The following is a 22641-nucleotide window of genomic DNA, read 5'->3' on the forward strand; positions in this document are numbered from 1 at the left end:
CACTCGCAAAACCAAAGTGCGGTGGAAAATTTAAAATTTTTTTACCGCACTTTGTCTTAATAATAAACAGAATAAACTTTAAATTTATTCGTTTTGGTTAACACTTGGTGCGAACCAAAATACTGATCCAATAAATCCGCATAAGGTAAGAAAGCATTTGCCACAATACGCAGCTCTCCCCCTTCGTTTAAATGCCATTTAGCTTGTGAAATAAGTTCCGACACGGCACGAAATGCGGTATCCATTCCATCGTGGAAAGGCGGATTAGAAATGATCAAATCAAATTTTCCTTCAATTTGAGAAAAGACATCACTTGCAAAAATCTCTGCCTGCAAATTATTTTCTAAGAAAGTCCGCTGGGCTGAAGCAACCGCTAAAGCGTGAATGTCCGTCATTGTCAGTGCAACCGTTGGATTATTCTGCTTAATATAGCTCCCGATTACCCCAGCTCCACAGCCCATATCTAGCACACGACCTTTAATTGGGTGATCTAATGTAGAAATCAATAACGCCGTTCCCACATCTAACTCCGTTGCACTAAACACCCCGGGTAAACTGAAAATGGTCAGATCGCCCAATTGAGCGTGCTGGTAGGATTTCCAATATTTCGCTAAATCAAAGTGCGGTGATTTTTTCAGACAAAAATGATAAAGCCCACAACGTCTTGCACTATCAATCTTGCCAATTTCACCAAACGGAGAAAGCATTTTTTCCGCTGAACGCACACCGCTACGATTTTCGCCAATAATCAATACTTCTTGCTCAGGTGAGCATTGTGATAAAAGCTGCATTAATTGCAACTGATTTTCTTGTTTGTTTTTTGTCCAGTAATAAACAATAAGATCCGCGGTCGGCACAAAATCGACGGAAAAATCCACCGCACTTTTGTTTTTTGCATAATCAAAATACCACGTCCAACAATGCACCGATCTTGCGCTGCTACATAATTGTTGTGGAAAATCATCATTCAACGCCCCAGTAAATAATACATTTCGATTTTCAAATAAAGAAAGATGGCGTTCTAGCACTTGGCTTTCAGGTGAAATCACGGTTTTATCCTATTCATAAAAATATCAATAAAATCCTGCTTTTATAAAAGCAAGAATGAGGTTTCTCAATTCTATAATGCGAAATCAGACAAGACAATCATCTCTTGGCAAATAAAATTTCTCGCTGCTTTGATGTTGCCGACGATTAAATTTGATATTTAGTCTTATCCCCAATATCAAAATGTAATGGCATTCGCCATTTTTGAATGGCAAGCAGTGCAAAAAGTAATGCAGAAATCACCGATAACCCATTGAGAAGTAAGGAATAATTTAAGACTTCCGCAAGCCACAATAAGGCGAGAAAGAGAGGTTGCAAATTTAATCCAAAAATACGAAAACAAAAATACTCTTTAAATGACAACCCACCCAGTGTCAGCAACGCGCCGCCTATTGCTAATTGTGGCATTCCAACTAAATGGCATAACAATGCTGTCCAAGTGGCAAATTGCAATAGAAAACGGATATTTTTCAGATAGATATGCAATGATGAGGCACAACATAACGCCGAACAGAGTAAGCCTAAATAGGCAATTTCTGGAAAATAAGGTAACAGTGCCGTCATTATTGCTGCTAAGACAAAACCGCAACGATAAATGATGACCGTAAAATAATCACACCAATCCATCGGTGATTGAATATGTGGATCAGCCATTCGTTTCTCCTTGTTTACGATATTGATTTGGCGAAATGCCATAATATTGCTTGAAGACGCGACTAAAATAAGCCTCTGACTGATAGCCTATATCTAAAGCAATAGTCAGAATGTTTTTCTGCGTCGTTTTGAGTAACATTGATGCCTGTTGCATACGAACTTGAGCCAGAAATTTTCCCGGCGTAATCGCCATTTTCTTTTGAAAAACGCGGATAAAATTGGCGCGCGACATATTCGCAATTTTCGCAAGATTTCCCATATTCCAATTCTGCTCAGGCTGCTGCAAAATTGCACGCACCGCAACGGATAAACGTTTATCTTGCAATACCGCAAGTAGCCCTATTTTGCTTTCGTGTTTTTCAATATAATCGCGTAAAATGTAAGAAAACAGCACGGATGAAAGGGCATTAATAATCGATCTGCCAGCAAATTGTGTTTCCCCTTCTGCCTCAAAACGGAATAATGCCATAAGTTGTTCAATTGGTGTTTGATATATCGAAAAATGCAAAATATGCGGCAGAATTTTGAATAAAATAGACTGTTTATCATAATAAAACGCCCCACAGAACATTTCAAAATCATTTTTATCTAAGCCATTACTTGCCCGTTGAAATAAGCCATTTTCACGCTTTTCAATTGACGCTGGTGTCTTTTCTGCAAATTGTCGGCTTTGAATATAGTGCAAATCTCCCTCCGGTAAAAAGAAAATATCCCCGGCTTTTAGGAAAATTTTTTCTTTATTCACAATCACTTCACATTCCCCCTGCACGATAATATGGAAAACGCCCATATTTTGTGCCGCACTTGGCTGAACTGATTGCCACTCACCTTGAAATAAACAATGGGTATGAATTTCCCCTTTAATCTGCGCCAACTCAATTAAATGATCTAAAATATCCAATATTTTTACCTCACGATTATTAAGCAATCATCATAAAGTATTTTGTTAGACTTTTTAACCACAAATTGAGATGATTTTACAAGATAGCCCGAATAAATCATCTCATAATAACACAAGCTAAACAGAGATGATTTGATTAAATAGGAGTAAACAATGTTTAAAGACTGGAAACAAGAAAAGACCCACGTTAAGCAATCTTTCGGCGAACTTGGTAAAAAATATCCGAAAATGTTACAGGCATACGGTGCATTATCAAGTGCAATGGAAGCCTCAGCACTAGATGCTAAAACACGTGAACTCATCGCCCTTGCGGTTGCTGTTACCACACGTTGCGAAAGTTGCATTGCAGTACACGCAGATGAAGCAGTCAAAGCAGGTGCGACGGAAGAAGAAGTTGCTGCAGCATTAGCCACCGCCATCGCCCTTAACGCGGGTGCTGCTTATACTTATTCATTAAGAGCCTTAGAAGCATTTAACGTTAATAAATAGTCAATAAAAAAACCTAGTATTATTGCTAGGTTTTTTACCATAAAGGCGTTAGCTCGTTCCCCCCACCGTAATTTGTTCGATTTTTAATGCGGGCTGACCAACCCCAACAGGAACACTTTGCCCCTCTTTTCCACATACGCCAATGCCGTGGTCGATTTCTACGCTGTCGGCGACCATTGAAATATTTTGCATCACGTCAATACCACTACCAATTAGCGTTGCCCCTTTCACGGGTTTCGTAATTTTGCCATTTTCGATCAAATAAGCTTCCGAAGTTGAGAACACAAATTTTCCTGAAGTGATATCCACTTGCCCTCCACCAAAGTGCGGTGCAAAAATCCCACGATCTACGGAAGCTATAAGATCATCAAATTTACTTTTACCAGCTAGCATATAAGTGTTGGTCATTCTTGGCATAGGTAAATGGGCATAACTTTCACGGCGACCATTGCCCGTAGGGGCAACGCCCATTAAACGCGCATTCATTTTATCTTGCATATAGCCTTGCAAAATCCCCTCTTTAATCAATACGTTACATTGGCTTGGTACCCCCTCATCATCAATGGTGAGCGAACCTCGGCGATTTGGCAGTGTACCATCATCAACAATGGTGCAAAGTGGGGAAGTGACTAATTCACCAATTTTTCCAGTAAACAAAGAGCTTTCTTTTCGATTGAAATCGCCTTCTAAACCGTGTCCGACTGCTTCGTGCAATAGCACACCGGGCCAACCAGCGCCAAGCACAACGGGCATTAATCCAGCGGGGGCTGGAATGGCGTTAAGATTGACTAAGGCTTGACGGACTGCCTCTTTTGCAAACGCCACTGCGCGCATTTCACCGTTATCTATCTCAAAAAACCAATCTAACCCAAAACGCCCCCCACAACCTGCACTACCACGTTCACGCTTGCCATTTTCTTCAACTAATACAGAAATAGACAAACGCACTAAAGGGCGAATATCCGCGGCTAATGTGCCATCTGTTGCGGCAATAAGCACTTCTTCATAAATGGCACTTAAACTAGCGGAAACTTTGGTGACGCGCGGATCAGCCGAACGCGCAGTACGATCCACCAGATGCAATAATTCAATTTTCTTTTCTTTGCTTAGGCTTTCCAGTGGATTAATCGCTGCATAGCGATGCACTGCAGAAACTGACATAAACTGCTGTGGCAAAATAAAACTTTGCTGCATAGGCTGAGCGATGCCTTTCACTGCGTTGGCACATTGTTGTAAACTTGCTAAGTTGATTTGATCGGCATAGGCAAAACCTGTTTTCTCGCCACTCACTGCACGCACGCCTACCCCGCGATCAATATGAAAACCGCCTTCTTTAATAATACCGTCTTCTAACACCCAGCTTTCATCTTGGCTAAGTTGGAAATATAAATCGGCATAATCAATATTGCGGTGATCCATAAGGTTAAAGACATTTATTAAATCTTGCGTCGCCAACTGGCTTGGCGTAAGTAGGGATTGGGTTACTTTGTTTAGCATTGTTTTCTCTTATAAAGATAGGGGCGGACAAAACTGAGCGCCATTGTGTTGAAAAAAATTCTAATATTCAGACCGCACTTCATAAGCAAAGTGCGGTGCTTTTTAGTGAAGTTTTACATTACCACAACATCAAATTGTTCCTGATGGTAAAAAACCTCGGTCTTAATTTGAATTTGTTTACCCAAAAAGACTTCTAATTCTGCAATTAATCCGTGGCTTTCTTCATTAATTAAATAGTCTGCAACTGCTCTTGAGGCATATACGACAAATTTTTCGCTATCAAAAAGATGATGCACGCGGATAATTTCACGCATAATTTCGTAACAAATGGTTTCTACGGTTTTCACTCGTCCACGTCCGCTACATTCGGGACATTCATCACATAAAACGTGTTCTAGGCTCTCACGAGTTCGTTTGCGTGTCATTTCCACTAAACCGAGCTGGGTGAAACCATTTACACTGGTTTTGACGCGATCTTTCGCTAAGGCTTCTTGCAACGATTCCAATACACGAGTTTGATGCTCTTCTGACTGCATATCAATAAAATCAATGATGATAATGCCCCCCAGATTGCGCAGTTGAAGCTGTTGGGCGATCGCTTTGGTTGCTTCAATATTGGTATTAAAAATCGTTTCTTCAAGGTTACGATGCCCTACGAATGCCCCCGTATTAATATCAATGGTGGTCATTGCTTCCGTTTGCTCAATGATAAGATAACCGCCCGATTTCAAATTAACGCGCTTATCTAATGCGGTATGAATGGCATTTTCTACCCCATACACATCAAATAGTGGTTGATTGCCAGAATGAAGTACTAATTTTTCTGTTAAACTCGGGATAAATTCTTCGGTAAATTCTTTCACTTCATTGAAACAAAGATTAGAATCAATGCGGATTTTTTCTAGATCGACGCCGATAAAGTCGCGCAAAATACGTTGCGGAAGCGCAAGTTCGCCATAAAGCATTGAACGTGTTGGGTATTTTGCACGGCGTTCCATTACTTTACGCCATAAGCGTTTTAAAAATTCTGCATCTTGTAAAAGTTCTTCTTCCTTTGCGCCTTCCGCCGCGGTACGGATAATAAAACCACCTAATTCATCACAAAAAGGCAATACCAGATCTTTTAATCGCGCACGTTCCTCTTCACTTTCAATACGTTGCGATACGCCAACGTGGCTGTTTTCTGGCATAAACACGAGGTAGCGAGAAGGCAGAGTAATATCCGTAGTCAGTCTTGCTCCTTTTGTGCCAAGGGGATCTTTCACCACCTGCACCACAATATCTTGCCCTTCACGCACTAGCTCTGCAATATCTTTCACGATAAACTGTTTTTTCTCGTTTTCATCCACACATTCTGTGTGTGAAACAATGTCAGAGGCGTGCAAAAAGGCTGCCTTCTCCAAACCAATATCCACAAAAGCCGATTGCATTCCCGGCAATACCCGGGTTACACGACCTTTATAAATATTGCCAACAATGCCACGTTTAGCTTGCCGTTCTATATGTACTTCTTTCAAGATTCCTGTATCTACAAGGGCAATACGCGTTTCACTCGGCGTTACATTAACTAATAATTCTACGGTTTCCATATTAATCTTGTTTGCTTGTTTTTCTGTTGGCTAGTCTAACGAAAAGGGAAATAGAATAACAGTACCAAATCAGGTAAAATATGACTTTTCTCAAATTTTAACCTTTTCTTTTGGAATGTTCCGTTTATAAATTATGATCGATTTTCGTCCTTTTTACCAACAAATTGCCACAAGCCCACTTTCAGCTTGGCTTGAAACGCTCCCCGCTCAACTTAAACAATGGGAAAAACAAACCCACGGCGATTACGCCAAGTGGGCAAAAATTGTGGACTTTCTGCCTGATTTGCACGCCAATCACATTAATTTAAAAAGTGCGGTGCAATCTGAAAGTGAGATTGAACTGAATGCTGGAGAACGTCAGCGCATTGTGTATCATCTTAAGCAATTAATGCCTTGGCGCAAAGGACCTTATCACCTTTTTGGCATTCATATTGATTGCGAATGGCGTTCTGATTTCAAATGGGATCGCGTGCTACCTCACCTTGCACCATTAAAAGATCGCTTAATTTTAGATGTGGGCTGTGGCAGCGGCTATCATATGTGGCGAATGCTAGGCGAAGGTGCCAAAATGGTGGTAGGCATTGATCCAACAGAACTCTTTTTATGCCAATTTGAGGCGGTGCGTAAATTGTTAAATAATGATCGCCGAGCCAATTTAATTCCCCTTGGTATTGAACAAATGCAACCTTTAGGGGTGTTTGACACCGTGTTTTCAATGGGGGTGTTGTATCATCGCAAATCCCCTTTTGAGCATTTCGCTCAATTGAAAAATCAGCTAAGGGTAGGTGGGGAATTAGTACTTGAAACGTTAGTCATTGATGGTGATGAAAACACCGTACTTGTACCGCAAGATCGTTACGCAAAAATGAAAAACGTCTATTTTATTCCTTCTGTCAATGCTTTGATTTTATGGCTAGAAAAGAGTGGATTTCACAATGTGCGTTGTGTTGATGTGGCCGTAACCCGCCTTGAAGAACAACGTAAAACCGAATGGCTAGAAAACGAAAGCCTGATTGATTTCCTTGATCCACAAGATCACAGCAAAACGATTGAAGGCTACCCAGCTCCAAAAAGAGCGGTGATTTTGGCGAATAAATAATGAATAAAAAAGCACCGCACTTACAAAATCGCTCAAATATGACTTATTTGAGTGATTTTGATATTCTTTCTTAAACATATAAGACCAAAGTGCGGTGTAATTTTGACAGATTTTTCTTGCATCTTTTTTCTCTTGCTTATGTCTTTTATACCCAAAACATATCAAGACATAATTAATAGCCTTTAAATATACTTATATATAATATCTTTTATCTTTAGATTATGGTTCAATCTAGCCTATTCATTCTCAGTGATGCTTCTCTGCTTCTATTCCCTCCAAATACAAAAAACGCCACTGAGTTCCCTCAATGGCGTTCTTCTTTCATTCAAAACCTGGCGGTGCCCTACTCTCACATGGGAAACTCCCACACTACCATCGGCGTTACAGCGTTTCACTTCTAAGTTCGGCATGGATTTAGGTGGGTCCACTGCACTAACGCCGCCAAGATAATTCTTTCGCTTATCTCTCTTCTTTATAGACTTCAAAGCCTTTCGCTCTAAAATCCCTACTCTTTCAATCAAAAACAAGCCAAAACCCTTGAGTGTTGTATAGTTAAGCCTCTCGGGCAATTAGTACTGGTTAGCTCAACGACTCACATCGCTTACACACCCAGCCTATCTACGTCTTAGTCTCAAACAACCCTTACCAACTTAAAGTCGGGGAGAACTCATCTTAAGGCAAGTTTCGTGCTTAGATGCTTTCAGCACTTATCTCTTCCGCATTTAGCTACCCAGCAGTGCCTCTGGCGAGACAACTGGTACACCAGTGATGCGTCCACTCCGGTCCTCTCGTACTAGGAGCAGCCCCTCTCAATTCTCCAACGCCCACGGCAGATAGGGACCGAACTGTCTCACGACGTTCTAAACCCAGCTCGCGTACCACTTTAAATGGCGAACAGCCATACCCTTGGGACCTACTTCAGCCCCAGGATGTGATGAGCCGACATCGAGGTGCCAAACACCGCCGTCGATATGAACTCTTGGGCGGTATCAGCCTGTTATCCCCGGAGTACCTTTTATCCGTTGAGCGATGGCCCTTCCATTCAGAACCACCGGATCACTATGACCTGCTTTCGCACCTGCTCGACTTGTCTGTCTCGCAGTTAAGCTTGCTTATACCATTGCACTAACCTGACGATGTCCGACCGTCATTAGCAAACCTTCGTGCTCCTCCGTTACGCTTTGGGAGGAGACCGCCCCAGTCAAACTACCCACCAGACACTGTCCGAACACCCGTTTCAGGCGCTTCGTTAGAACATCAAACGTTAAAGGGTGGTATTTCAACAACGACTCCACGATAACTGGCGTTACCGCTTCATAGTCTCCCACCTATCCTACACATCAAAATTCAAGGTTCAGTGTCAAGCTATAGTAAAGGTTCACGGGGTCTTTCCGTCTAGCCGCGGGTACACCGCATCTTCACGGCGATTTCAATTTCACTGAGTCTCGGGTGGAGACAGCCTGGCCATCATTATGCCATTCGTGCAGGTCGGAACTTACCCGACAAGGAATTTCGCTACCTTAGGACCGTTATAGTTACGGCCGCCGTTTACTGGGGCTTCGATCAGGAGCTTCTCTTTCGATTACACCATCAATTAACCTTCCAGCACCGGGCAGGCATCACACCCTATACGTCCACTTTCGTGTTTGCAGAGTGCTGTGTTTTTAATAAACAGTTGCAGCCAGCTGGTATCTTCGACTGGTTCATGCTCCATTCGCAAAGAACTTCACACTACGCCAGCGCACCTTCTCCCGAAGTTACGGTGCTATTTTGCCTAGTTCCTTCACCCGAGTTCTCTCAAGCGCCTGAGTATTCTCTACCTGACCACCTGTGTCGGTTTTCAGTACGGTTTAGTAAAGCCTGAAGCTTAGTGGCTTTTCCTGGAAGTGTGGTATCAGTTACTTCAGCTCCTTAGAGCCTCGTCATCATCTCTCTGTGTTGACAGTAGACCGGATTTGCCTAGTCTACCCACCTACCAACTTAAACGTACATCTCCAACAGTACGCTAACCTAACCTTCTCCGTCCCCACATCGCAGCTTTACCAAGTACGGGAATATTAACCCGTTTCCCATCGACTACGCTTTTCAGCCTCGCCTTAGGGGCCGACTCACCCTGCCCCGATTAACGTTGGACAGGAACCCTTGGTCTTCCGGCGAACGGGTTTTTCACCCGTTTTATCGTTACTTATGTCAGCATTCGCACTTGTGATACGTCCAGCAATCCTCTCGAACCACCTTCTTCCGCTTACACAACGCTCCCCTACCCAACAATCTTTCGATTGATGCCGCAGCTTCGGTACTATATTTTAGCCCCGTTACATCTTCCGCGCAGGCCGACTCGACTAGTGAGCTATTACGCTTTCTTTAAATGGTGGCTGCTTCTAAGCCAACATCCTAGCTGTCTAAGCCTTCCCACTTCGTTTCCCACTTAATATAGATTTTGGGACCTTAGCTGGCGGTCTGGGTTGTTTCCCTCTCCACGACGGACGTTAGCACCCGCCGTGTGTCTCCTGTGCAGTACTCTTTGGTATTCGGAGTTTGCATCGGTTTGGTAACCCGGGATGGGCCCCTAGCCGAAACAGTGCTCTACCCCCAAAGGTATTCACACAAGGCTCTACCTAAATAGATTTCGGGGAGAACCAGCTATCTCCCGGTTTGATTGGCCTTTCACCCCCAGCCACAGGTCATCCGCTAATTTTTCAACATTAGTCGGTTCGGTCCTCCAGTTAGTGTTACCCAACCTTCAACCTGCCCATGGCTAGATCACCGGGTTTCGGGTCTATACCTTGCAACTAGCCGCCCAGTTAAGACTCGGTTTCCCTTCGGCTCCCTTATTCAGTTAACCTCGCTACAAAATATAAGTCGCTGACCCATTATACAAAAGGTACGCAGTCACCCAAAAGGGCTCCCACTGCTTGTACGTACAGGGTTTCAGGTTCTATTTCACTCCCCTCACCGGGGTTCTTTTCGCCTTTCCTTCACAGTACTGGTTCACTATCGGTCAATCAGGAGTATTTAGCCTTGGAGGATGGTCCCCCCATCTTCAAACAGGATTCCTCGTGTCCCGCCCTACTTCTCGTAAGCTTAGTACCACACGCGATTTTTCAGATACGGGGCTATCACCCTGTTTCGCTTGACTTCCCAGTCAATTCTCCTAAATCACTCGCTATCACTTACTGGCTACTCCGCTTTCGCTCGCCGCTACTCACAGAATCTCGGTTGATTTCTTTTCCTCGGGGTACTTAGATGTTTCAGTTCTCCCGGTTCGCCTTGTTTACCTAGTTTATTCAGTAAACAATGATAGGTTCTTCACCTATCGGGTTTCCCCATTCGGACATCGTGGGTTAAACGCTTCTTATCAACTCACCCACGCTTTTCGCAGATTAGCACGTCCTTCTTCGCCTCTGATTGCCAAGGCATCCGCCCTGTACGCTTTCTCACTTAACTATACAACCTCAAGGATTTTTTTCCTTAAAGCTATCATCGTCATTCGTTGAGAATCGCTTACTTGCTTTTGTTCAAGTAAGTCTTCTTTTACTCAGACTTCTTCAATTCAATGATAAACTTTATCTTTTATCACCGGCTTGAAAGTCTCTTCAGTTTTCAGCTTGTTTTTACATTGTTAAAGAGCAATTCGCTATAAAATTAGCTTTATATGGCGTCCCCTAGGGGATTCGAACCCCTGTTACCGCCGTGAAAGGGCGATGTCCTAGGCCTCTAGACGAAGGGGACTACATATAAAGGTAATCTCTACTACATCCTTTGCTTCTCATTGTCTAACATCAATCAACCAATCTGTGTGAACATTCGTCTTCTCTTCGGTAAGGAGGTGATCCAACCGCAGGTTCCCCTACGGTTACCTTGTTACGACTTCACCCCAGTCATGAATCATACCGTGGTAAACGCCCCCCTCTCGGTTAAGCTATCTACTTCTGGTACAACCCACTCCCATGGTGTGACGGGCGGTGTGTACAAGGCCCGGGAACGTATTCACCGCGACATTCTGATTCGCGATTACTAGCGATTCCGACTTCATGGAGTCGAGTTGCAGACTCCAATCCGGACTTAGATGCACTTTCTGAGATTCGCTCACCCTCGCAGGCTCGCTTCCCTCTGTATGCACCATTGTAGCACGTGTGTAGCCCTACTCGTAAGGGCCATGATGACTTGACGTCATCCCCACCTTCCTCCAGTTTATCACTGGCAGTCTCCTTTGAGTTCCCATCTCTACATGCTGGCAACAAAGGATAAGGGTTGCGCTCGTTGCGGGACTTAACCCAACATTTCACAACACGAGCTGACGACAGCCATGCAGCACCTGTCTCAAAGTTCCCGAAGGCACAGTCTTATCTCTAAAACCTTCTTTGGATGTCAAGAGTAGGTAAGGTTCTTCGCGTTGCATCGAATTAAACCACATGCTCCACCGCTTGTGCGGGCCCCCGTCAATTCATTTGAGTTTTAACCTTGCGGCCGTACTCCCCAGGCGGTCGATTTATCACGTTAGCTACGGGCGCCAAGCTCAAAGCCCAACCCCCAAATCGACAGCGTTTACAGCGTGGACTACCAGGGTATCTAATCCTGTTTGCTCCCCACGCTTTCGCACATGAGCGTCAGTATCTCCCCAAGGGGCTGCCTTCGCCTTCGGTATTCCTCCACATCTCTACGCATTTCACCGCTACACGTGGAATTCTACCCCTCCCTAGAGTACTCTAGTAAACCAGTCTGAAATGCAATTCCCAAGTTAAGCTCGGGGATTTCACATCTCACTTAATTTACCGCCTGCGTGCCCTTTACGCCCAGTTATTCCGATTAACGCTCGCACCCTCCGTATTACCGCGGCTGCTGGCACGGAGTTAGCCGGTGCTTCTTCTGTGACTAACGTCAAATCAACGCGCTATTAACACGTCAACCTTCCTCATCACCGAAAGAACTTTACAACCCGAAGGCCTTCTTCATTCACGCGGCATGGCTGCGTCAGGGTTCCCCCCATTGCGCAATATTCCCCACTGCTGCCTCCCGTAGGAGTCTGGGCCGTGTCTCAGTCCCAGTGTGGCTGGTCATCCTCTCAGACCAGCTAGAGATCGCAGGCTTGGTAGGCCTTTACCCCACCAACTACCTAATCCCACTTGGGCTCACCTTATGGCTAGTGGCCTTCCGGTCCCACTACTTTAATCCTCAGATATTACGCGGTGTTAGCCATCGTTTCCAATGGTTATCCCCCTCCATAAAACAGATTCCCAAGCATTACTCACCCGTCCGCCACTCGTCAGCATCGAAAGCAAGCTTTCAACCCGTTACCGTTCGACTTGCATGTGTTAAGCCTGCCGCCAGCGTTCAATCTGAGCCATGATCAAACTCTTCAGTTTAATCTCGCTCAATGAATACATAACGTTATATTCTTTTCGAATTTCAAGTTAAGCATCATTGATTTCTAAATTTTAAATCTTTTTGAAAATCAACGAATGCCCACACAGATTGTCTGATTGATTGTTAAAGAGCAAAAAAGAACGACGCGATTTGTATCATCTTAATTTCTACAACGTCGCGTCGTTGTGTGCGGCGTATTATAGACATCTCGAAAATCTTTGCAAGTCTTTTTTTGTAAAAAATAATAAAAAAACATAAAAATGATGACGACTGACTATTTTAAAATCACACTGATGATTTCTTCTGCAAAGTGCGGTGAAAATTTAGTGAATTTTTATACCGCACTTAATTATTGGCTATTTATCTAAAATAAGCGTTCGTAAGCTTGAAAAGCCAAATTGTTTAAATACCTTTAATAAAGAAGGCTGTTCTTTACTTTCTTTTGTACAATACACCAAATTCTGTTTGACTGTTTTTTGCGTTGGTTCTCCAAGCAAATCCTTGACTCGTTTAGCAATTGCTTTACTTGGATCTAAAAAATATTTCACCTGTGGCAAGCAGGCTTTTAGTTCTGCTTTTAGGAATGGGAAATGGGTACAACCTAAAATCACCGTATCTAATGATAAATTCCGTTGCCATTCTTTGACTTCAAATAAAAGTTTTATGGGATCAATGGGATTCCCTTGTAATTTTTCTTCTGCCATTTTCACCAATTCCGTGCTTCCTAGCTTTTCAACAGTACAATGCATTGCGTAATCTTGAATCAGCTTATCTACATAAGGTCGTTTTACTGTACCTTTAGTGGCAAGTAATCCGATAATCCCTGTTTCTGTTTGCTGTGCAGCAGGTTTTACTGCCGGTACTGTACCAACAACTGGGCAAGAAAATTTTTCTCGTAATGCTGGCAAAACGACTGTGCTTGCGGTATTACAAGCTATCACAATTAAATCAATCGGATGTTGTTGCGAAATTTTCTGACAAATCAAGACACAACGTTCAATAATCGCCTGCTCTTCTTTTTCAGAATAAGGAAAAAATGCGTTGTCTAAACAATAAAGGTAATGGCAATAAGGCAAAAGTGTTTTAACTTCACGATATACACTCAAGCCCCCAATGCCAGAATCAAAAAATAAAATGGTAGGCGGATTAGATAAGGTTGTCATTTATTATTAAAAAGCAATTCAAGTTGAGGTGATCTTATACCTTAGTATAGGATATCTCAAGGTAAAGTTTACGCATTGGAATAAATGGTTTTCTCGTCAAGCCAACGCTGAATCAAGGCGTCCGAAAGTTGTGGATATTTGTGAATTATTTCTCTGGCATACTGCTGAACCATTGGGATCATTTTGCGATCGCGCATTAAATTTGCCACTTTAAATTCAGCTACCCCTGTTTGTTTTGTTCCCAATACTTCCCCCGGTCCACGGATTTCAAGATCTTTTTCTGAAATATAAAAACCATCTTGACTTTCACGTAACACTTGCAGACGTTTTTTTGATACCTTTCCTAATGGTGGTTTATACATTAGTACACAAAACGAGGCCGTACTTCCCCGCCCTACACGTCCACGCAGTTGGTGGAGTTGAGATAAGCCAAGCCGTTCAGCATTTTCGATAATCATCAAACTTGCATTAGGTACATCAACCCCCACCTCAATTACCGTTGTGGCCACAAGAACATCCAGCTCTGCCGCTTTAAAACTTGCCATAATGTCTTGCTTTTCTGTCGGCTTCATTCGCCCATGAACTAAGCCAATACGTAAATTAGGTAAAGCGTTTGTCAGATCTTGCCAAATTGCTTCTGCGGCTTGCGCCTCTAAGACTTCACTTTCATCAATAAGCGTACAAACCCAATATGCTTGACGTTTTTCATTCACACAAGCCTGATACACGCGTGCAACAATTTCAGCACGGCGTTCTTCTGAAATCGCAACCGTTGTAATGGGCGTTCTTCCCGGTGGCAATTCATCAATAATAGAGGTATCCAAATCAGCATAAACTGTCATCGCTAAGGTGCGCGGAATAGGGGTTGCCGTCATTATCAGTTGATGTGGATAATTTCCTGATTTTTCACCTTTTTCCCGTAACATTAAACGCTGATGTACGCCAAATCGGTGCTGTTCATCAATAATCACTAAAGCGAGATCATTAAATTCTACATCCTGCTGAAATAAGGCGTGCGTACCAACAATCATCTGCACTTCACCTGATTTCATCTGTTCTAATACGGTTTGGCGTGCCTTACCTTTCACTTTTCCGGCAAGCCAACCGACCTTGATACCAAAAGGCTCAAGCCAATGTTGAAAATTGACAAAATGCTGTTCAGCCAAAATTTCCGTCGGTGCCATTAATGCCACTTGCCTTTGGTTATCAATTGCGACGAGTGCGGCTAACGCTGCAACCAAGGTTTTCCCTGATCCCACATCACCTTGCACCAATCGCATCATTGGATAAGGCTTTTGTAAATCTCGCTCAATATCCTGCACAACACGATGTTGTGCATTAGTTGGGGTAAATGGCAAACGCTGTAAAAAGTGCTGTTTTAGATCCGTTTGATAGTGCAAGGGCAAAGCAAAAAATTGCTGAATATTTGACCGCACTTTTTGCATTGCCAAATTATGAGCTAATAATTCTTCAAAAATTAATCGCACTTGCGCTGGGTGCTGTCCCTTTTCGAGCATTTCCAGCGAAACATCGGGTGGCGGACGATGCAAAAATCGGAGCGCCTCTTTCAAACTGTATGGATAAGGATTAAATTCATCAGGTAGAATTTCTGGCAACTGGATTTTATCTAACAACGCCAGCGCTTGATCGGTGAGTTTTCGTAAAGCGTTTTGCTTTAAACCTTCAGTGGTAGAATAAATGGGGGTAAGCGTTTCTGCCATAACTAAAGGAGCATCATCACGAATAATTTGATATTCAGGGTGATGAATTTCTGCCATAAAACGACCACGCTTAATTTCACCGAAGGCTTTTACCCGTGTTCCCACCTGAAAACTGTTACGCATTGCCGCGTTAAAATTGAAAAAACGTAAAGTTAATTTTGATGTGCTATCAGATACCACGACGATTAGAATTGGGCGACGTCCAAACTGCACTTCACAGAGCTGAACTGTCGCACTGATCGTCGCATATTGCTCAGGACGAAGATCAATAATAGGCGTAATGCGTGTACGATCTTCATAACGACTCGGTAAATGAAAGAGAAGATCTTGTAGATTATTAATACCAATTCGGCTTAATTTCGCCGAAACTGCCACTCCCACGCCTGATAGTGTAGTAAGCGGTACAGCCCCAAGAATATCTGTTGTCATTAGCGATTAATATTACGTTCAATACTGACAAAACCCGGCGTTGTCTTGATTTTTCGCATAATTTGGCTTAAATGATGGGTATCTTTTGCGGTAAGCAATACGACAATTTGATATAAACGTCCGTCTTGCTCTTCCGTCCAAATGCTATGAATATTACTGTCCATTGCGGAAATATTCGATGTCAAATTAGGCAACGCCCCTTGCTGATTAATCATTTCAATGCGTAATTCTGTTTCAAAATCGACTTTATTCTCACTATTTTCCCACGTAACAGGCGTATAATGCTCTTTATTGTCTTCATGATTACGCAAATTTGCACAAGCTTCATGATGTACAACAAGTCCTTTGCCGGGACTCGCATAAGCCATAATTGGATCGCCAGGAATAGGATGGCAACATTGTGCGAATGTTGTTAATAAATTTTCTGAACCATTAATAGCAAAAATGCTTTTATTATTACTTAGATCACCATCGGTATCAATTTCAATGCTTTCACCAAGTAAACGATAGGCAATGACCGCACTCATCTGATTGCCTAAACCAATTTCAGCTAGCAAATCCTCAAAACGATTAAGTTTAAGTTCATTTAGCAACGTATTAATACGTTGTGGTGAAATCTGTTCTAATTTATGTGGCAATAAGGCATTCGTGAGCTGACGTTTACCTAATAGAATAGCGGTATCTGAACGCATATTTTTCAAGGCATGACGAATATTAGAACGTGCTTTTGCGGTAACCACAAAATTAAGCCAAGCCACATCAGGACGCGCATTTAACGCGGTGATAATTTCTATTGTTTGTCCTGATTGCAACGGTTGAGAGAGTGGGTAAGGTTTGCGATCAACATTTACTGCAACACACGCATTACCAATATCAGAATGAACCGCATAGGCAAAATCAACTGCTGTTGCCCCTACAGGCAATTCAACAATGCGTCCTTTCGGGGTAAAGACATAAATTTCTTTCGGGAAAAATTCTGATTTTACGCTTTCAATAAATTCAAAAGAATTCCCCGCACTTTGTTGCAATTCGATCAGGCTTTGTAACCAACGTTGTGCGCGAATTTGTGCCGTGGTGCTATCATTCTTACCGCCTTGTTTATATGCCCAATGCGCTGCCACCCCCATTTCTGCCATTTGATCCATTTCTTCTGTACGAATCTGCACTTCCACCGGCACGCCGTGTGGACCAATCATAGAAGTATGTAAGGATTGATAGCCATTTGCTTTCGGCACAGCAATATAATCTTTTACTCGACCGGGACGTGGCTTATATAAGCTGTGCATTTGTCCTAGCACACGGTAGCAAGTATCAACATCTTTCACTACCGCACGGAAAGCATAAATATCCATAATAGAATGAAATTGCTGATCTTTGAGGCGCATTTTTTGGTAAATGGCATAAAGGTGTTTTTCTCGCCCAAAGACGCGTGCATCAATACCCACATCCCCCAGACGTCCTTTAATTTCATCGGAAATCCGCTCAATCATATCTTTGCGGTTACCACGCGCAATTTTTATTACTTTTTGTAATACCGCATAACGCTGCGGGTGCATCGCTTCAAAACCGAGATCTTCTAGCTCATTTTTAATATGTTCTATCCCTAAACGATGAGCAAGAGGAGCGTAAATTTCAAGGGTTTCTTTTGCAATCCTACGCCGTTTATCCGGGCGTAATGCGCCAAGTGTGCGCATATTATGGGTGCGATCAGCCAATTTAATAAGCACAACACGAATATCTCGTGTCATTGCCAAGATCATTTTACGGAAGTTCTCTACTTGCGCCTCTTGGCGTGTGCGAAATTTGAGTTTATCTAATTTAGAAACACCCTCTACAATTTCAGCAACACTCGTACCAAATTCGGCTTCAAGCTGCGCCTCGGTATAAGGTGTGTCTTCAATCACATCATGCAACAAGGCTGCCATCACCGCTTCGTGATCTAAACGCATTTCCGCAATAATGGAGGCCACCGCAACAGGGTGTGTGATGTACGGCTCACCGCTAGAGCGAGACTGTCCTTCGTGCGCATCTCTTGCGATAATATATGCACGTCTTACTAATTCAATTTGTTCAGCAGGCAAGTAGCCGCGAATAATATGCTCTAAACGTTCAAATAAGTACAAAGGACACCTAACTTTTTATTCAAATTTTATTGCGAAGGATAAAAATAAAACAAAAAACTACCGCACTTTTATCGCTTATGAAGATAATAAAGATACTGCGTGATGTTCTGTTGCCTCTTGCTCTAAGGCATCTTGACGCTCGTGCGCATTCATAATTTCATTATTGATCAAGCCTTTCTCAATCTCACGCAATGCAATGACTGTTGGCTTGTCATTGTCTTCTGGCACCAAAGGTTGGCGAATATGCAATTGTAATTCTCTTGCACGGCGTGCTGCGGTTAAAATTAAATCAAAACGGTTACCAATTTGTTCTACCGCATCTTGCACTGTTACACGAGCCATAAATTTACTCCAATCAGTTAAACTTCTTCAATAAATAAAAGGGATCTAATGATACTAAAATGTCAATTATTTTGCCAGTAATTGATGAATTAAAGCGATATTTTGCGTTTGTTGATAGCTTTTGGTTAAACATTCGGCGCGTAAAATGTGCTGTAAATCTGCCACAGCTTGTTCAAAATTATCATTAATAATCACATAATCATATTCATCATAATGAGACATTTCACTGGTGGCTTTTGCCATTCGATCGGCAATCACTTCTGCGCTATCCTGTCCACGTCCAATTAAACGGCGCTCTAATTCACTCACAGAAGGAGGCAAAATAAAAATACTTTTTACACTCGGTAATTTGGCACGAATTTGTTGCGCCCCTTGCCAATCAATATCTAAAAAAACATCAATGCCTTGCGCCAAACTTTTTTCAATCGTTGGTAAGGAGGTGCCATAATAATTTCCGCCAAATACGTTCGCATATTCCAAGAATAAATCTTGTTCAATTAAATGCTCAAATTCCGCTTTACTCACAAAATGATAATGCACGCCATCCACTTCGCCCGGGCGTGGTGAGCGGGTGGTATGGGAAACAGAAACCATCATTTTACGCCCTGTTTCTTTTGCTAATAATGCGGCGATTAAAGATGATTTTCCCGCACCACTTGGGGCAGAAATAATATAAAGGTTACCCTGGCTCATTGTTTATCCTCAATTTCCATCAAATTACGCTCATTATGCCGATAAATCAGAAAAAAATCATTAGGGGCAGGGGATATTTTTCGTGGTAACTGCGTTGAATGTGGTTCGTTTAGCATAACTCAACTTTGCCACTTTCGCCTTGCTCTCACAAAAATAGCCCCCCGCTCAACGGCGAAATAAATTATCAACAATCCCTAAAAGTGCGGTGTTTTTTTACTTAATATTGACAAAATAAAAACAAGCTAACTGGCTGATCCGCAAAGTTTTGATGTAGATCACAAATGTTTTACGGTTTTCTTGCGAGTTAGTTTCACCCTATCTAAAAAGCGTGCTATAATCCGCAGCGAACGGAAAATAGAAATTCTTTCTATGCACCGTAACCCTTTTGTTTAACTTAAATTATAGGTGAAAAACTTATGGCAATTAAAATTGGTATCAATGGTTTTGGCCGTATCGGTCGTATCGTATTCCGTGCAGCACAACAACGTGATGACATCGAAGTAGTAGGTATCAACGATTTAATCGACGTTGAATATATGGCATATATGCTAAAATATGATTCAACTCACGGTCGTTTTGATGGCACAGTTGAAGTAAAAGATGGCCATTTAGTGGTAAACGGTAAAACTATCCGTGTTACCTCTGAGCGCGATCCTGCAAACTTAAAATGGAACGAAATTGGTGTTGATATTGCTGTTGAAGCAACAGGTATCTTCTTAACTGATGAAACTGCTCGTAAACACATTGAAGCGGGTGCGAAAAAAGTTGTATTAACCGGTCCATCTAAAGATGCGACACCAATGTTTGTAAACGGCGTAAACTTTGATACTTATGCAGGTCAAGATATCGTTTCAAACGCCTCTTGTACAACAAACTGTTTAGCACCATTAGCGAAAGTAATCAACGACAAATGGGGAATCAAAGACGGTTTAATGACCACTGTTCACGCAACCACAGCAACCCAAAAAACAGTTGATGGTCCTTCAGCGAAAGACTGGCGTGGTGGTCGTGGTGCGGCTCAAAACATCATTCCATCTTCAACAGGTGCAGCAAAAGCAGTAGGTAAAGTTATTCCTGAGTTAAACGGTAAATTAACAGGTATGGCATTCCGTGTTCCAACACCAAATGTTTCTGTTGTTGATTTAACTGTAAACCTTGAAAAACCAGCAACTTACGCTGAGATCTGTGCAGAAATCAAACGTGCTTCTGAAAACGAATTAAAAGGCGTTTTAGGCTACACTGAAGATGCAGTAGTATCAACAGACTTCAACGGTTGTGCATTAACTTCTGTATTTGATGCAGAAGCAGGTATCGCATTAACTGATACTTTCGTTAAATTAGTATCTTGGTACGATAACGAAACAGGTTATTCAAACAAAGTATTAGACTTAGTAGCTCATATTCACAACTACAAAGGCTAATTAAAAATCATTTAAAATTAAGCCGCACTTTTAAAGTGCGGTTTTTTTCACCAAATTTTTCTCGCTGATTTATTCTTGCTTCTCTCTATTTGCCTTTCTCTGGAAAAACATTTCTTTTCTTCATAACATAAAAATGAACAACTGTTCGCTCGTTAAAACTGTTACATCGCTCACAAAATCACTGATTATCCGCATTTTTCAGCGGATTTTTCTCGCTTTTTATTGGATTAACGATTATATTTAGCCTACAACTGTACGCTAAAAAATCATAATTAGGTAAATAGGATAAAGAAGAATGACAAATACCCTTGATTTTCATTTTGTGAGCCGTTTTCAACAGCAAGCAAAAACATTAAAAAATAACACCGCACTTCGTTATTTTGAAAATCAACAATGGCACGATATTTCTTGGGCTAGCTTTCAACAACAAGTAAACGAACTTTCTCTTGCACTACTCGCCCATCATATTGATGTACAAGACAAAATTGGCATTTTTTCCCATAATATGCCACGCTGGACAATTGCCGATATCGCAGCATTACAACTTCGTGCCATTACCGTACCAATCTACGCAACCAATACCGCACAGCAGGCCGCGTTTATTATTAATGATGCCGATATAAAAATTCTCTTCGTTGGCGATCAAGAACAGTATGAACAAGCATTACACATTGCTGCGGATTGTCCACAGTTACAGCATATTGTGGCGATGAAAGACAGCATTCAACTGCACAATCATCCACTGGCTTGCAGTTGGGCAAACTTTATTGCAACAGGATCTCAAACCAATCCCACAGCATTACAACAACGTCTCGATAATAAACAACTGAATGATTTATTTACCCTTATTTATACTTCTGGCACAACAGGTGAACCAAAAGGCGTGATGTTAGATTATGCTAACCTTGCCCATCAACTTAAAGCGCACGATCAAGCATTAAAGCCCATTACAGAACAGGATATTTCCCTTTCTTTTCTGCCTTTCTCACATATTTTTGAACGTGCTTGGGTCGCCTATGTACTACATCGTGGTGCAGTGAATTGCTATATTGAAAACACCGATCAAGTTCGCCCTGCGTTAAGTGCTATCCGCCCAACATTAATGTGTGCGGTGCCACGTTTTTACGAAAAAATTTACACCGCTATTCACGATAAAGTGCAACAAGCACCCAAACTTCGCCGTGCGCTATTTAACTGGGCAATGAACGTGGGGCATCGTTATTTTGATCGCAAAAGCCAAAAACTGCCTATTCCATTTTGGCTTAAACAGCAATTTTTCTTAGCGGATAAATTAGTGTTGAGCAAATTACGCCACTTGCTCGGTGGACGTATTCGTATGATGCCCTGTGGCGGTGCAAAATTAGATCCCACTATTGGGCTATTTTTCCACAGCATTGGCATTAACATTAAGCTGGGCTATGGTATGACAGAAACCACCGCTACCGTTTCTTGCTGGGAAGATGATCATTTTGAGCCAAATTCTATCGGCAAGTTAATGCCCGGCGCCGAGGTTAAAATTGGCGAAAACGATGAAATCCTAGTGCGTGGCGAGATGGTTATGCGTGGTTATTACAAAAAACCAGCGGAAACTGCTACTGCCTTTACCGCTGACGGTTTTTTGAAAACTGGTGATGCTGGTAAATTAGATGAGCAAGGACATCTCTACATCACGGATCGCATTAAAGAGCTGATGAAAACCTCAAACGGTAAATATATTGCCCCTCAACATATTGAAGGAAAAATTGGAAAAGATAAATTTATTGAACAAATTGCCGTGATTGCTGATGCGAAAAAATATGTTTCCGCCTTGATTGTGCCTTGTTTTGCCTCTTTAGAAGAATATGCGAAAAAACTCAATATTAAATATCAAGATCGAATGGAGTTGCTCAAACATTCTGAAATTATTCAGCTTTTTGAAAAACGTTTAAATGAATTGCAAAAAGAGTTAGCAAGCTTTGAACAAATAAAAAAATTCACCTTGCTACCAGAAGCCTTTACTACCGCAATGAATGAAATTACCCCCACATTGAAACTACGTCGAAAAGTGATTTTGGAACGTTACAAAGCACAAATTGAAGCCATGTATCAATAAAAAACCAAGCGCGG

Annotated in this window: 14 protein-coding genes, 1 tRNA gene and 3 rRNA genes; 4 read left to right on the forward strand and 14 right to left on the reverse strand. The window is 42.1% G+C overall.

Going from position 1 to position 22641, the window contains the following annotated elements:
* Window positions 1-56: 56 nt before the first annotated feature.
* The 3 genes from rsmC to L4F91_RS09165 form a co-directional block, all read right to left on the reverse strand.
* The gene (rsmC, locus tag L4F91_RS09155) at window positions 57-1049 is read right to left on the reverse strand and encodes a 16S rRNA (guanine(1207)-N(2))-methyltransferase RsmC (protein WP_395896101.1); all 993 of its coding nucleotides are present in this window, start codon (window positions 1047-1049) and stop codon (window positions 57-59) included.
* A 145-nt stretch (window positions 1050-1194) separates the two neighbouring features.
* Complete coding sequence (locus L4F91_RS09160; RefSeq protein ID WP_395896103.1) at window positions 1195-1701, reverse strand: DUF2301 domain-containing membrane protein; 507 nt, start codon at window positions 1699-1701, stop codon at window positions 1195-1197.
* Window positions 1694-2602, reverse strand: coding sequence for a helix-turn-helix domain-containing protein (locus tag L4F91_RS09165; RefSeq protein ID WP_395896105.1), 909 nt, complete (start codon window positions 2600-2602; stop codon window positions 1694-1696). The genes L4F91_RS09160 and L4F91_RS09165 overlap by 8 nt, the downstream gene beginning before the upstream one ends.
* A 153-nt stretch (window positions 2603-2755) precedes the next feature.
* Between L4F91_RS09165 and L4F91_RS09170 the strand changes: the two genes are divergently transcribed.
* Entirely contained in the window at window positions 2756-3091 is a 336-nt protein-coding gene (locus tag L4F91_RS09170; RefSeq protein WP_250349506.1) for a carboxymuconolactone decarboxylase family protein, read from the forward strand.
* A 48-nt stretch (window positions 3092-3139) separates the two neighbouring features.
* Here the strand turns inward: L4F91_RS09170 and tldD are convergent, their stop codons facing one another.
* Together tldD and rng are read right to left on the reverse strand one after the other, a co-directional pair.
* A complete protein-coding gene (gene tldD, locus L4F91_RS09175) occupies window positions 3140-4588 on the reverse strand; it encodes a metalloprotease TldD (RefSeq protein WP_250349505.1) in 1449 nt (482 codons plus the stop codon).
* A 113-nt stretch (window positions 4589-4701) separates the two neighbouring features.
* On the reverse strand, window positions 4702-6177 hold the full coding sequence (gene rng / locus L4F91_RS09180) for a ribonuclease G (protein ID WP_250349504.1): 1476 nt from the start codon (window positions 6175-6177) through the stop codon (window positions 4702-4704).
* A gap of 133 nt (window positions 6178-6310) precedes the next feature.
* Between rng and cmoB the strand changes: the two genes are divergently transcribed.
* Window positions 6311-7276 carry a tRNA 5-methoxyuridine(34)/uridine 5-oxyacetic acid(34) synthase CmoB gene (gene cmoB, locus L4F91_RS09185; protein WP_395896108.1) on the forward strand — a complete coding sequence of 322 codons (966 nt, stop codon included), beginning with the start codon at window positions 6311-6313 and terminating at the stop codon, window positions 7274-7276.
* 330 nt (window positions 7277-7606) lie between these two features.
* Here cmoB and rrf read toward each other — a convergent pair.
* The 9 genes from rrf to gmk all read right to left on the reverse strand — a co-directional run bounded on the left by rrf (window position 7607) and on the right by gmk (window position 19114).
* A 5S ribosomal RNA gene (rrf, locus tag L4F91_RS09190) occupies window positions 7607-7722 on the reverse strand.
* A 102-nt stretch (window positions 7723-7824) separates the two neighbouring features.
* A 23S ribosomal RNA gene (locus L4F91_RS09195) occupies window positions 7825-10723 on the reverse strand.
* 209 nt (window positions 10724-10932) lie between these two features.
* Window positions 10933-11008, reverse strand: a tRNA-Glu gene (locus L4F91_RS09200).
* Between the two features lie 90 nt (window positions 11009-11098).
* Window positions 11099-12642: ribosomal RNA gene (locus L4F91_RS09205) — 16S ribosomal RNA — on the reverse strand.
* The 16S, 23S and 5S rRNA genes sit together here with 1 tRNA gene alongside, the layout of an rRNA operon.
* Before the next feature lie 357 nt (window positions 12643-12999).
* Window positions 13000-13806: a glutamate racemase gene (murI, locus tag L4F91_RS09210; RefSeq protein WP_395896110.1), complete on the reverse strand. Its 807-nt coding sequence runs from the start codon at window positions 13804-13806 to the stop codon at window positions 13000-13002.
* A 68-nt stretch (window positions 13807-13874) separates the two neighbouring features.
* Window positions 13875-15956 carry an ATP-dependent DNA helicase RecG gene (recG, locus tag L4F91_RS09215; protein WP_395896111.1) on the reverse strand — a complete coding sequence of 694 codons (2082 nt, stop codon included), beginning with the start codon at window positions 15954-15956 and terminating at the stop codon, window positions 13875-13877.
* The gene (gene spoT / locus L4F91_RS09220) at window positions 15956-18079 is read right to left on the reverse strand and encodes a bifunctional GTP diphosphokinase/guanosine-3',5'-bis pyrophosphate 3'-pyrophosphohydrolase (RefSeq protein ID WP_395896113.1); all 2124 of its coding nucleotides are present in this window, start codon (window positions 18077-18079) and stop codon (window positions 15956-15958) included. The genes recG and spoT overlap by 1 nt, the downstream gene beginning before the upstream one ends.
* Window positions 18080-18154: 75 nt before the next feature.
* Window positions 18155-18421 carry a DNA-directed RNA polymerase subunit omega gene (rpoZ, locus tag L4F91_RS09225; RefSeq protein WP_250349499.1) on the reverse strand — a complete coding sequence of 89 codons (267 nt, stop codon included), beginning with the start codon at window positions 18419-18421 and terminating at the stop codon, window positions 18155-18157.
* A gap of 66 nt (window positions 18422-18487) precedes the next feature.
* On the reverse strand, window positions 18488-19114 hold the full coding sequence (gene gmk, locus L4F91_RS09230) for a guanylate kinase (protein ID WP_250363573.1): 627 nt from the start codon (window positions 19112-19114) through the stop codon (window positions 18488-18490).
* 416 nt (window positions 19115-19530) lie between these two features.
* On the opposite strand from gmk, the gene gapA reads away from it, so the two are divergent.
* Window positions 19531-20535 (forward strand): glyceraldehyde-3-phosphate dehydrogenase, encoded by a 1005-nt coding sequence (gene gapA / locus L4F91_RS09235; RefSeq protein ID WP_250349497.1) that lies wholly within the window; start codon window positions 19531-19533, stop codon window positions 20533-20535.
* Between the two features lie 295 nt (window positions 20536-20830).
* Entirely contained in the window at window positions 20831-22627 is a 1797-nt protein-coding gene (locus L4F91_RS09240) for an AMP-dependent synthetase/ligase (RefSeq protein ID WP_395896116.1), read from the forward strand.
* Window positions 22628-22641 lie beyond the last annotated feature (14 nt).

This window comes from Avibacterium sp. 20-126, from assembly GCF_044358625.1.
In the GTDB taxonomy this organism is placed as follows: domain Bacteria; phylum Pseudomonadota; class Gammaproteobacteria; order Enterobacterales; family Pasteurellaceae; genus Avibacterium.

What these genes read in the sequence shown, in the direction of transcription:
- rpoZ (WP_250349499.1), bottom strand. Translation starts at nt 18,421, where the DNA reads ATGGCTCGTGTAACAGTGCAAGATGCGGTAGAACAAATTGGTAACCGT.
- gapA (WP_250349497.1), top strand. Translation starts at nt 19,531, where the DNA reads ATGGCAATTAAAATTGGTATCAATGGTTTTGGCCGTATCGGTCGTATC.
- rng (WP_250349504.1), bottom strand. Translation starts at nt 6,177, where the DNA reads ATGGAAACCGTAGAATTATTAGTTAATGTAACGCCGAGTGAAACGCGT.
- L4F91_RS09240 (WP_395896116.1), top strand. Translation starts at nt 20,831, where the DNA reads ATGACAAATACCCTTGATTTTCATTTTGTGAGCCGTTTTCAACAGCAA.
- L4F91_RS09170 (WP_250349506.1), top strand. Translation starts at nt 2,756, where the DNA reads ATGTTTAAAGACTGGAAACAAGAAAAGACCCACGTTAAGCAATCTTTC.
- tldD (WP_250349505.1), bottom strand. Translation starts at nt 4,588, where the DNA reads ATGCTAAACAAAGTAACCCAATCCCTACTTACGCCAAGCCAGTTGGCG.
- murI (WP_395896110.1), bottom strand. Translation starts at nt 13,806, where the DNA reads ATGACAACCTTATCTAATCCGCCTACCATTTTATTTTTTGATTCTGGC.
- cmoB (WP_395896108.1), top strand. Translation starts at nt 6,311, where the DNA reads ATGATCGATTTTCGTCCTTTTTACCAACAAATTGCCACAAGCCCACTT.
- recG (WP_395896111.1), bottom strand. Translation starts at nt 15,956, where the DNA reads ATGACAACAGATATTCTTGGGGCTGTACCGCTTACTACACTATCAGGC.
- L4F91_RS09160 (WP_395896103.1), bottom strand. Translation starts at nt 1,701, where the DNA reads ATGGCTGATCCACATATTCAATCACCGATGGATTGGTGTGATTATTTT.
- gmk (WP_250363573.1), bottom strand. Translation starts at nt 19,114, where the DNA reads ATGAGCCAGGGTAACCTTTATATTATTTCTGCCCCAAGTGGTGCGGGA.